This window comes from Parabacteroides hominis (genome assembly GCF_014287585.1).
Classification (GTDB): Bacteria; Bacteroidota; Bacteroidia; order Bacteroidales; family Tannerellaceae; genus Parabacteroides; species Parabacteroides hominis.
This window is the reverse complement of sequence record NZ_JACOOJ010000021.1, coordinates 45,125-56,858: the sequence shown is the minus strand read 5'-3', so window position 1 is coordinate 56,858 and position 11,734 is coordinate 45,125. Positions and strand designations below refer to the sequence as shown.

Here is an 11,734-nt window from a genome sequence, read left to right as displayed (position 1 = left end):
ACACATGTGACGGAAAAATAAGTCGTCTTTTCTTCGAAAAAATAGGTATTAAATCCTATTTTTGTTGCCGGTAAATCTTCCTTTACACCATTTTATTTTTTATGTATTACTAAAAGAAATGAGACTATGCTGGACGCGAAAATAATCCTTGTGGACGATAACGAAGCGGTGCTGAAAACGTTGAAGATGATTCTGGCACGCGAGTTCAAAACGGTGGTGGGAGTGTCTGTTCCGACGCTTTTGCCGGCTTTGTTGCGTGAAAATGATGTCGATATTGTCCTGTTGGATATGAATTTTGCGACCGGGCGGCAGGATGGAAGCGAAGGTTTGTTCTGGTTGGAGCGTATCGTAGACCGTCCCGACCCGCCTCAGGTTGTCCTGATCACGGGTTTCGGAGATATCGAACTGGCCGTTTCCGCCTTGAAAAGGGGAGCGGCGGATTTTGTTGTAAAACCCTGGGATAACGAGATGTTGGTGGCAACCTTGCAAGAGGCTTTCCGGAGAAGGCAGGAGGAGCGGGCCCTTCTGATGACGGACTCGTCTTCGTTCGGGGCGGACGATTCCCATATCGAAAAAACGGCTTCCGTATCCCCCCCGGTGACGTTGGAGGAGATGGAGAAGCAGTTTATCAGTGAAGTGTTGCGCGAAAAGAACGGCAACCTGACACTTTGTGCCCAGCAACTGAATATCAGCCGGCAGACGCTTTATAACAAGATGCGGAAATACGGTTTGTAACCGGATGGCAACCCTTATCGTACGACAATCATCACATAATCCCGTTCGGGAATCTTCGGGTTGTCCAGCAGCTCAATCAGCTTCTTTTGCTTGGGCGAGCCGGTGCGTTTCACCAGTTCGCGCATCTCGGTGACGGTGCGGAGCATGTACAGGCAATCGTCCGTCTGTCCGTCCGGCCAGAAAGGCATCCCGTCGTCCAGGTCGTTGATAAAGCCCCTGTTTTTGTCGATCGGCAACATGACGGTCCGGCCTTCTTCTTTCAGGTAGACCGCCTGGTGGGTTAAGGTCGGTTTGTAGTCATATTCCCAACCGATCCAGTTTGCGATTATCCGTCCCCCTTTCTGGTAAAGGCCCATGAACAGCCCTTTGGGATTCTCATAAAAGGTTTTCAGCCACATTTTGCCTTTCGGGATTTTAGCCTCCGCCATCTCTTTCAGGTTAAGCCCTTGCTCCCCGTAACGGATGGCGTAGAGCGGGGCGACGGTTTGCGGGTCACGTAACTGGTAGACGGTGTCGCAATAGGGCATCATGAAGGTCATACGGTCCTGTCCGGTGTTCCAGTAGGATGTATGGAAGAACGGAATGTTGTCGGTCAACGTGCGCGGAGCCAATTCCCCTTCCTTCAACCGGAACTTGCAGAGCGTATCGCCCAGGAGGTTGAATGTCGTGATCCCGTCCGGCTCTCCCGTCGTTTCTCCGTAGCGGCACAGGGTGTAGCCGGTGGAGGAGAAACCTAACAGCTTGTCATATATCGTGTTGAGCGGGTATTTGGCAGGGAGGCTTTCCGGAAAGACGTAATTCTCGATCGTCAGCATCGTGTCCAGTGGCGGCAACATGCCGATGCAGGGGATGCTGTCCGTCCCGGTTCTCCGCGTTTCCTGAGTCTTCCCGCTAAGGGCGACATACATGCGGGTGGTCTTCTTGTCGTAGAACATGTTCTGCCCGTTCATCTCGTTGTTCCATTTGTAGGCCAAAGCCTTGAATCCGTATCGTTTGCTCGGAATGCCTTGCTTGCGGTAGTAGATGCGCGGGTTATTGAATGTGATAAAGGCATTGCTGTCCGGCAACTCGATCGCCTGGGTGACGGTGAACCGGCCGTCTCCAACGGTGTGGTATTCGATCTCGGAGGCGATCTGGCTTAACTTCAACGCCTCAGGCTTCCCGGCAGCTTGCTCCACATCCACGATTTTTACGGGTTCGGAACGGTCTATCCGGGCTTCCATCTGTGGGGCGGTCGGGATGTGTCGTGTCTTCTCTTTTGTCTGCTTGCATCCTGTTGCTAATAGCAAAACGGATAGGAAACTTACGGTAAAAAGGTGCTTTTTCATCTTGAATCTGTATTTGTAGCGAATGTAATGATTTATTTCAGAGTGGCAATGAAGAGAACCGGATTATCCTCTTCCGTAACTTTGCTTAGCACTTGGACGAGCTTGTCGCGTGCCGGTTTGTCTTTTACTTCTTCTGTTTTCAGTTCGTCCGGGTCGATCTGCTCCAGCAAATCGGAAGGATTACATTCGTCGATCCAATACTTGCCTTGTGATTTGTAGTCGACCGTGAAAACGATTCCGCCGGAAAGGTCGTTCTGCAACTCGAACCGCTTCTTTAGTTCGCGGAAGACAAAGTTGGGGGAGCCGGGGAAAGGCCTTTCAATGATGGTGCTTTCTTTTTTCGAAACCCTAACCTCCCCGTTTTCCTTATCATATCGAAACGTGTGGACGACATTGGACTTGCCGGCAAGGAGATATAAATACTTTTGGGTGTCATAGAAGTCATAGACCCATAGATATTTAAAGAATGCCGCATCTTTAACCCATACATGCGCCATATCGAAAGGAGGTTGTTCGCCTGAAAGAAGCGTGTAGTACGGTTCGAAATTCTGATTGCTTTCGTTGTATCGATAGAGGGTGTCTACTCCCGCATATTTCATGACAAGTTGCTGGTCATAGGTGTCTATGGCAGTCCTGCCTTCCGACCAGTATTTCTTCCAACCGTAATAAGGAGCACAATTTTCAATAATCTCTTCATCTTTCCCGGCCAGGCTTGGATTATAGAATTTCTTTTGGATATTGAAACAACTATCGGTCAACGCAAACGACCATATTTCCGGCTTGTTTTCGATACGTAGGACAGGAAGAGTTTGTTGAAGAAAGAAATGGTTTTTAAAGGAGAAAATCTGATTGCTTGGCCCATAAAATACATTTTCCATTCGACCCTGAAGAGCAACTCTATTGAAAGAACCGTCGAAATTATAGACTTTGATGCAGTACTTATCGGTTATGGAATAGAGATAAACTTCCTGTTCCGCTTCTTTAATCATCATTTGCCATATCGAAAGGATCTCTTCCGGCCCTTCTCCCTTTTTACCGACTTTGTTCAGAAACTTGCCTTGCCGGTCAAACCGGAATACACCTTCGTTTATGTCGAAAACGAAAATATCATGGGCGGTTACTTTGATATCTTCGATCCTCCGGATAAAAGACTTACTTGTCGTTTCCAACGGGACAATATCCACCTTTCCCACCGCTTCGCTCAGGGGCAGGGAGGGAACGGTGTTGTTCAGGTTCCCGGCCAGGTCGATGCAAGGCATTTGTCCATTGTCGCCTTCTCCGGAAACCGGAGAACTTTTGCTATTGCAGGTTGTGAACAGGAAAAGGAATAGGAGGGGAAGAAGTGTTTTCATCTGTTTATGCATTTATTGTTTTAACTTAGCTAAAAATAGAATGTTGTTGTCGTTCTCGCCGATAGAGTTTAATAATCGGGTCGCTTTCTCTTTCTGTTCGGGGAGAAGCGAGCCTGTCGCCATGCTTTTTTCAAGCCTGTCGCGCAGGTTTCCCGGATCTTGGTTCAAGATATAGTAACCGTTGCGGAAGTTGGGATAAGGAGGAAAATTGCCGTCGAAACTACTCAACGGCAATTCCTCGTTCCCCAAGAAATCATTGACTAAGTGCATGTAAGCGCCTTTCCCGGTTGCCTTGTCAATGATGAATTGCTTGGTATTGGTGGTGCCGAACATTGTAGCGGAGAGCTGTATGCTTTCGGCCGTCGTCCCCAAGAAGTGGTGGGGAAGCTCAAAGAAAGCATGATTCGGGATCGGATCATTACTCGTAAAGGTCATCGTGAAATGCGGTATCAATCGGTTATGAAGGTAATCATAATGATAGAGCGTATCCTTGCGTGGCGGCAGGTGGCAAATAAGCAGACAATCGAACACATTGTCTATGTTGTAGCCGGCATATACTTCCGCATTATAATCGTAGGCCGTGAGCGATCCCGCTTCGATATAATCTTTCCTTTCCCCTTTGAAATCTTGTGTCCAGGCGACGGCTGGTATATTGGGGAAAGGCAGGGCGAATACGGCTATAAGAGAATCCTTTGCGTTGATCCATAATTTGCCTTTCGGGATATTCAGGCAAAGCGGAATAGATGGCAACACATTCCCTTGCAGGTCATAGACCAATAGTTGCCCGACCGTCCAAGGGAGCATATAGATCCGGTTGTTGGCTTCGTCGATTTGCGCATCGTAAAGAGCTTGATATTCACCCGGCCCTTGTCCGTTTGCCCCGATGTTTGCCAGAAAATTCCCTTTCCGGTCGAATAGCCTGACCGGATGCTCCTGGTTCCACACCAGTAGGTAATTGTCCGAAACGATAACCATTTGTTCTCCCATCAGCGCTTCGTCCCGGTTGTCGAAACGGATGATCTCCAAATTTTCAGCTAACAGGCTGAGCGGTATTTGCAGGGTATCGTTTAGTTGTTTCTGGTCGCACACCGTTAACGGATGTCCGGCAAGGGTTTCCGTTTGAATCACGACCGGGCATTCGTTCAACGTCTTGGTGCTTACGCCGTTACAACCGATCCAGATCGAGCAACACACGCCGTTTATCAGGGCAAGAATCTTATTCATATTTCTTTATTGCTTTTTTTATTTGACTACGATCATCACATTCTGCTTCTCATCCACGCCATCTAAAAATGCTTTCAATTCTTTCTGCTTGGGCGATCCCGTCAGTTTGATTTTCGCTTTCAGCTCTTTGGCGGGGCGGATCATATAGAGATAACCGTCCGTCTGTCCGTCCGGCCAGAAAGGGAGTCCGCCGTCCAGGTCATTTGTCAGCCCTTGGGCTTTAACGGGCAAAGCGAAAGTCTTTTTGGCGGATTTCAGATAGACGATTTGGCGTTCTTCCGGTGGCATGTCCGGCTCGCGTCCAGCATCCAGCCAGCCGCTCTCCGAGCTTTTGCCTTCTTTATATGTTCGGATAAAAAGGGCTTTCGCGTTTTCTTCGAGTGCGGTCATCCAGGCCTTGTTCTTCAGGTCTTTCCCTTGAATGTTTTCGATTGCGGTCAGGCGTAGTTTTCCGAAATCGGTCACGTATGCCGGATAATAGGTCTGCTCGTCCCGGATCCGGTAGATGGTATCGCAAAAAGACAGGCGGAAGGTGATCTGATCGCCATGCCGGTATATCTTGTCGAAGAAGGGAGGTTGGTATAAATAATCGCCTCTCTTGGTAGTCGGGTCTATCCCGGCGATAAAAGTACAGATTGTATCTCCTTTAAGATTAAAAGTTGTGATACCATCGTCGATCCCGTCTTTGTTTTCATGCTGGGTTGCATATTGGTCGGATGACAAATAACGAATAAAGGATGTTTTCTGCAATAGATAGTGGCGACTGGAAATAGGCAATGAATCCGGATAAAGATAATAAACCCGTGTCAGAACCGTGTCCAGCGGAGGAAGTTCAACAATATACGGTTCTCCGTAACCGGTTTCGGGATTGATCCGTTTCAGTTGGGCATATAGGCGCGTAGTCGTTTTGTCAAAGCTTATTTTGGACTCCGCCGCACTCATCCAATTGCCATAAGTCGTTTTCAACCCTACCCGTTTCCGCTTCATCCCTTTACGGTAGAGGTATAGCTTGGGTTGGTTCAGGGCGATGAATCCTTCGTTTGTCGCAACCACGTCCGTGATCGGGTATTTGTCGTCCCCGACCATGAAATACTCGATGGATGAGGCCACTTTGCTCAGGTTTACCGGGACGGAGTCTGCAACCGCCCTTTCAATGTCGATGCGGGCGGGCATGACGGACTTGTCATAACGTGCCGTGTATTTCGGCGGAAGCGGTTGGTGGGCCTCGGCCTCGGCGATCGTCCCTTCTGCTTCGGACGCCTTTTGTTGTTTGCATCCTGTTGCCGACAGGAGTGCCGGCAACAGGATGAGAAGTATCTGTTTGTTCATGTCGCTTATGGTTTTAATTTGGCGATCATGACGTAGTTGTTGTCGTTCTCATCGATAGAGGCTTGCAGGTCGGCCAACTTTTTACGCATCTCGTCGGTGATATCCTGGTTTTTCAACGCGTTCTCGATGTCGGTCATGAGGTTGCCGGGTTCGATATTCCGGATATAATAGCCATTGGAGAATGCATAACTGGGATAGCCGATTTCCAAATTGCCGAAATAGTCGTTATAGAGTTTAAAGAAAGAACCTTTTCCTGTTTTTTTGTCCACGATGTAATGGTAAGTCTTTCCGTTGGTCCATGATCCGGGAGCGACTTCAACCGGCGGTTCAGAAAAATCTCCAATGAAATGGTGCGGCCATTCTCCGTATCCGTGCCAGGGGATTTTATCCGTATTGGCAAAGTTGAGTGTGAATGTCGGGATCAAACGGCTATTGTCTCCGTCATATCGGTAGAGCGAATCGACGCGGGTCGGCATTATACATAAAATATTGACATCGAACGCGCCGGGGATATTGAATCCTGATATCACTTCATTACTGAAGTCCTGAGGCGCTTCCAAATGTCCCGGTTCTATGTAGCCGAGCCTGTTCCCTTTCAAATCCTGTGTCCAGGCAACGGCCGCATAGCCTTTGAATGGTAACAGGACTATCGAAACCTTGCCTCCGGTAAGATCGACATCGAATTTTGCTTTCGGACAACGCAAGCAAAGAGGAATCGGGTCTAAGACGTTTCCTTGCAAGTCGTACACTAAAAGTTGCGATGCATTCCAAGGCAGGATATAGATGCGGTTGTTTGCCTCGTCCAATTTGGCATCATACACCATTTGGTATTCGCCGGGGCCTTGTCCGATCGCACCGATGTTGGTCAGGAAATTCCCCTTGCGGTCGAATAGTTTGAATGGGTTTGGCTGGCGCCCATGTACCAAGATGTAATTATCTGAAATCGTCACCCCGGTTTGTCCGACCAATGCCTCATCCCGGTTATCCAGTTTCACGATTTCCAATTCTTCCGTGAAGAAACTGAGAGGTATGCGTACGGTATCGGCCAGTAGTTCCTGGTCGCACGACATAACTTTGTCAGTTCCTGCCTGTACATATCGGCCGACAACCGGGCTGTTGTCCAAAGGATCGTTTGTTTGTGCGGATTGATTTTTGTCTCCCGTTCCGCAGGATGTCGCTATTATAGTAAAAAGCAAACCTCCTAAAAGTCTCGTTGTCTTGTTCATAATCTTCGGATTAATTGTTTGTATTTTATTTGTATTAGATAGTTTGATACAAATAAAGCAATTTAATTTCTTAAAAGCAAGTTTATTACTATTTATTCGTAAATAAACGTGCAATTCGTATTCTCTCTGCCTTTTTGCGGGTTTACCGTAATTAATGTACCTTTGTGTCATGTACAGTCGGAGGTTATATGCTAAGATTGTAGGGAGCGTAGTATTGATCGTGCTTTTATCCCTGATTGGCTCCTGGTTGTTAATAACACAGTTGTCATTTACCTTATCCTTTGTATGCCTGTTGTTTATCCTGTTGATAACTCTGTTCATAATCCGGTTGGTAAGCCACTTTAATTATAAAGTGTCTGTCTTCTTCGAGGCGATGCGGAATGAGGATACGACGCAATATTTCCCTGCTAATCCGGACGATCCCTTTATGAATGCTTTATACGCCGATATGAATCATATCCTTCGGCAATTGGGTGAAAAACATATTGAGGTTGAGGAGAAAAGCCTTTATTATGAAAGTATTCTCCGGGTGATGACGCATGAGATTCGCAACTCTATCACCCCGATTGCTTCTCTTTCGGCTGATTTGTTAAAACATCTGGACCATATTCCCATATCCCAGCAACGCGAAGGGCTTGAAGTTATCAAAAGCCAGGCAAAGAATTTGACTGCTTTTCTCGATTCGTATCATCGTTTGACACATTTGCCGGAACCGGAATATAAAACAATTCCCGTACAGGCATTATTTACTAAACTGGAACGGTTGCTACAGGCCGAACCGGGAAGTGAACGGATTGTTTACTCCGGTGATAAGGCTGATAAATCGACAGGTAAGGAACTTCAAGTATATGGCGATGCAAATCTGGTTACTCTTGCATTGATCAATTTGATCCGGAACGCATTGCAGGCGGTAGAGGGGCAAAAGGATGGAATTGTCAAGGTCGATGCATGCGCCGGGGCAACCGGGCGTCTTCTTATAACGATAACAGACAACGGCCCGGGGATTCCTCCCGAACGGTTGTCTGCTATCTTTACTCCTTTCTATTCCACCAAATCCGGCGGAAGTGGCATCGGCCTGCCCATTTCCCAACGTATCATGCAATTGCATGGCGGCCAACTTTCCGTCTCGTCCATCCCGAATGTCCGGACGACGTTTAAGATGGAGTTTTAAAAGATCGTTTGTTTTATCTTCTCGACAATTTCGACGAAAAAGTCATTCTTGATTCGGCTACATATCTTGACTACATCGCGTTCTGTATATCCACCTATTAGTTGACAAATGACATAGCTTTGCCTCGATAAAGGCTTGCTTAACATTTCATTATTCAATGGATAAGTATATTGTGGATTATAGTTCTTAGATGAAATCATTGCCAAATAAAAGAATCCTTCTATCTCTTGATAGTTCATCATTGGATACCACAATAGCCATATGTGGTTTTGTTGTTCCGTCAGGAAACAAATAATTAACTTCGATAATATCTTGTTGGTGTATTTTCATTCTGATAAATATTTATCCATGCACTTCGCCATAGAACGTTTGGAGTTTTCGAAAAATAGTTTTTTTTCTTCTTCCTGACTTAATGTCTCTTCATTTTCTTTAGCAACATGAACTTTCCATCCTATTTTATGGGCAAGATATTTGAATATGGATATTTCTGATATAGGAATATCAACATATAAACTTAATGTGTTACCTGTTATTTTCATTGTTTACATTCCAATTAATATACAAAGATATGAATATTTATCCATAATATATTGATAATAAATATAAAAGAGATATCAATATCCCAACTCGAAATCCCGGTCTACGGCCGGGACACCATCGCTCATCCATTTAGGCATGGGGGCGCCTTGCAGGTAATGGTGGAAGAACTGGAACATGCGTTTCTGGAAATCGAGACGGTTTGCCAAACGCGTCGGCCAGTGGGGTTCACCTGTATAGTTGAGCAGCCAGGCCGGCTTTTGGAGGCGTTTGAGGGCTATGAAGTATTCGATTCCCTGATACCAGGGCACGTGCCCGTCTGCATCGTTGTGCATGATCAGGATCGGTGTCGTCACCTTATCCATATTGAACAAAGGGGAATTTTCAATGTATTGCAACGGCATTTCCCAGATGTTCCCCCCGATGCGGCTCTGACCATGTTCGTATTGCATAGAACGATTTAAGCCGGAGCCCCAACGGATTCCGCCATAAGCACTCAGCATATTGACTACTGGAGCTCCCGATTCGATCGCGGCAAAGAGACGGGTGCGGGTAGCCAGGTAGGCGACCTGATAGCCTCCCCAACTATGTCCCTGCGCACCGATTGCTTTTTCATTTACATAGCCTTTGGCGATCAGCGAGGTGATGCCCGGCATCACGCAATTGTAGGAACTTTCACCCGGATAGCCGTCCGTAAAACGTACATCGGGGTTGAAGATGATAAAGCCGTGGCTGAGGTAGAACGGATAGTCGATCGTTGAACGCCCAGGGCTGGGCATGTGGTAGCTGTACAGCGTATTGGCATTACGCTCGTAGAAATTCACGATTACCGGATATTTCTTGTTCGGGTCGAAATCAGCCGGTTTGTAGATGACACCTTCCAGAGGCCGGCCATCCAGGGAAATCCAGGAAGTCAGTTCGGCTGTCCCCCAGATGATGGAATCCTGCTGGCGGATGCCGTCTGTCAAGCGGATGGACTTCTTGAAACCGAGATTGGATAATTGGACATCCGGATATTGCTCGTATGTTTCCTGCGTGTAGATAACGGCATCGGCATCCTTCGCTTTGGCCAGGGCCGCCAGTTTGAAATTGCCTGCAAGCAAAACTTTCGGAACTGCCGCCTTGTTGAGGCGGGTCGTATAATAGCCGGAACCTTTGGTTCTTTCGTTGAATCCGGTGAGATATTGTGCATCGCCTGTATTGTAGGATCTTTTCTCCCGGTCCAGTTGGATCAGCGAGTAGGTGATCTGTTCTTTTCGTCCGTTGACGGTCAGGTTGACCGGTGAAACGGCCGCAGTCGGGTCGAACTTCCAGATATCGTAGCGGTCCTTGATCAGGATAGATTGATCGTCATCCGTCCAACCTGCGATTCCGTATGGGGAAGGATAGTCGGGGACGTCATTGTCTTCGTCCCAGGCAATGAATGTCTCCGGTGTAGTCAGGCGGTACTCTTTGCCGTCAGCCATCGAACGGGTGTACCAAGAGCTGTCTTGCTCCTGATACCAGTATGTGTATTTCCCTTTCGGGGAGAAACGCATGTAGGAAGGACTCTTCTCCCTGATCTGCCGGCATTCTCCGGTTTCCAGGTTGACCGTGTAGATATCATGGAACTGGCGTGCGGTCCACATGCTTTGTGTGCCGTATGGGGTTGTGGTGGAGAGAAGCGCCCATGTGGCGTTTCCTTCGTCGGCTGTCTGCAAAGTCGGGAGTTCTTCTGTCGCCAATTGGAGAATGCGGCGGGAAACGATGTCGTAGACTGCTGTATAAGATCGCTTCAAATCGTTTGCTTTGTTGAAGGACTGTTGCGTGTATTGCACCTTTTCATCCCAGCTCCACACTTGTACATCCGGACGGTTCTCTGCAAGCAGAGTCGTGTCTTTCTGTTTGGGTTCCGGGGCTGTACCGAAGAAAAGGCGGTTTGCGTTTTCAGAGAAATATAAGGCTGCGTTTTCACTGATTATCCACGCGGAGGGAAATGCCTTATCTCCCCGTTCGGCAATCAGCTTGCCGGGAGTATTGTTTTCTGCCAGATACAGGCTGCTCCGGGTTGTAGCCGAATCTTTATCGGCACAAAACAGGTAGGCGAGCTTGCTGCCGTTTTCGTTGAATGCGATCTTCTTGAATACGCCCTTTTTATCAGAGATCCGGTTATTCCCTTTCCGGGGAATGTAGGTATAAAGGACAGAGTCGGATACGGCATATAACACATTTCCTTTTTTGGCAAATCCGAAATCGCTGACTGCCGGGAACGAGTCTTTCAGCATTCCGTCGAGCGACCGGATATAAAGCGTGGAATCTTTCTTGCTCCCGCGCTGGTAAGCCAGCCAGTCGGCTGTTTCCGATAGTTTATATGATTTGAGCGAATCGATTGTTTCCATCCCTCCGGACAGGCAGGAAATGACGAGGCTGTTCATCGGCATTTGATCCTTGTCTGTTTTCTTTAGCTTCTCGGCTTCTACTTTTTCCAAGGAAGGAACTTTTGTTACCAACAGATATTCGGATGAAGCGCTGAATTGTGCTTTCGAAGCTGGCTTGAAAGTCTCTTTCTCTTCTCCTTTGCCGTTGTATAACTGAATGGTAGCATCTCCCCGCCAGGGTTCCATTTTACAGAATACCCATTTGCCGTCATCGGAAATACGTTGTTCGGATATGCGTTCCCATCCGACCATCTCGTCGAATGTCATGGCTCTCTTTTCCTGGGCTTGTATGGATAGACCGGAAGTTAGAAGTAAGAGACTGATTAAATGTATGGAATTGCTCATTAATTTGATTGATTTGTTTTAGTATGCAATATTACTCTTTTTTATTAAAAGGAAAAAGTATCTTTGCAAC

10 protein-coding genes are annotated in these 11,734 nt (G+C 47.3%); 2 read left to right on the top strand and 8 right to left on the bottom strand.

Annotated features, from left to right (window positions below):
• Nucleotides 1–126: 126 nt before the first annotated feature.
• Nucleotides 127–735, top strand: a complete 609-nt coding sequence (locus tag H8S65_RS12350; RefSeq protein WP_186930261.1) for a response regulator — start codon at nucleotides 127–129, stop codon at nucleotides 733–735.
• A gap of 14 nt (nucleotides 736–749) precedes the next feature.
• Here H8S65_RS12350 and H8S65_RS12345 read toward each other — a convergent pair whose 3' ends face one another.
• The 5 genes from H8S65_RS12345 to H8S65_RS12325 are packed head-to-tail and all read right to left on the bottom strand — an operon-like array spanning nucleotide 750 to nucleotide 7,194.
• Nucleotides 750–2,063, bottom strand: coding sequence for a DUF4933 domain-containing protein (locus tag H8S65_RS12345; RefSeq protein ID WP_186930260.1), 1,314 nt, complete (start codon nucleotides 2,061–2,063; stop codon nucleotides 750–752).
• 32 nt (nucleotides 2,064–2,095) lie between these two features.
• Nucleotides 2,096–3,415: a DUF4934 domain-containing protein gene (locus tag H8S65_RS12340; protein WP_186930259.1), complete on the bottom strand. Its 1,320-nt coding sequence runs from the start codon at nucleotides 3,413–3,415 to the stop codon at nucleotides 2,096–2,098.
• A gap of 12 nt (nucleotides 3,416–3,427) precedes the next feature.
• Complete coding sequence (locus H8S65_RS12335) at nucleotides 3,428–4,639, bottom strand: DUF4934 domain-containing protein (RefSeq protein ID WP_186930258.1); 1,212 nt, start codon at nucleotides 4,637–4,639, stop codon at nucleotides 3,428–3,430.
• An 18-nt stretch (nucleotides 4,640–4,657) separates the two neighbouring features.
• Nucleotides 4,658–5,968 (bottom strand): DUF4933 domain-containing protein, encoded by a 1,311-nt coding sequence (locus H8S65_RS12330; RefSeq protein ID WP_186930257.1) that lies wholly within the window; start codon nucleotides 5,966–5,968, stop codon nucleotides 4,658–4,660.
• Nucleotides 5,969–5,973: 5 nt separating this feature from the next.
• Nucleotides 5,974–7,194, bottom strand: coding sequence for a DUF4934 domain-containing protein (locus H8S65_RS12325; RefSeq protein WP_186930256.1), 1,221 nt, complete (start codon nucleotides 7,192–7,194; stop codon nucleotides 5,974–5,976).
• A gap of 169 nt (nucleotides 7,195–7,363) precedes the next feature.
• Between H8S65_RS12325 and H8S65_RS12320 the strand changes: the two genes are divergently transcribed.
• Entirely contained in the window at nucleotides 7,364–8,365 is a 1,002-nt protein-coding gene (locus tag H8S65_RS12320; RefSeq protein WP_186930255.1) for a sensor histidine kinase, read from the top strand.
• A 186-nt stretch (nucleotides 8,366–8,551) separates the two neighbouring features.
• On the opposite strand, the gene H8S65_RS21080 is transcribed toward H8S65_RS12320, so the two are convergent.
• The 3 genes from H8S65_RS21080 to H8S65_RS12310 form a co-directional block, all read right to left on the bottom strand.
• Nucleotides 8,552–8,695 carry a hypothetical protein gene (locus H8S65_RS21080; RefSeq protein WP_255489190.1) on the bottom strand — a complete coding sequence of 48 codons (144 nt, stop codon included), beginning with the start codon at nucleotides 8,693–8,695 and terminating at the stop codon, nucleotides 8,552–8,554.
• Entirely contained in the window at nucleotides 8,692–8,904 is a 213-nt protein-coding gene (locus H8S65_RS12315) for a hypothetical protein (RefSeq protein ID WP_186930254.1), read from the bottom strand. The genes H8S65_RS21080 and H8S65_RS12315 overlap by 4 nt, the downstream gene beginning before the upstream one ends.
• A gap of 75 nt (nucleotides 8,905–8,979) precedes the next feature.
• Nucleotides 8,980–11,664, bottom strand: a complete 2,685-nt coding sequence (locus H8S65_RS12310) for an alpha/beta hydrolase family protein (RefSeq protein WP_186930253.1) — start codon at nucleotides 11,662–11,664, stop codon at nucleotides 8,980–8,982.
• Between the last annotated feature and the right edge of the window lie 70 nt (nucleotides 11,665–11,734).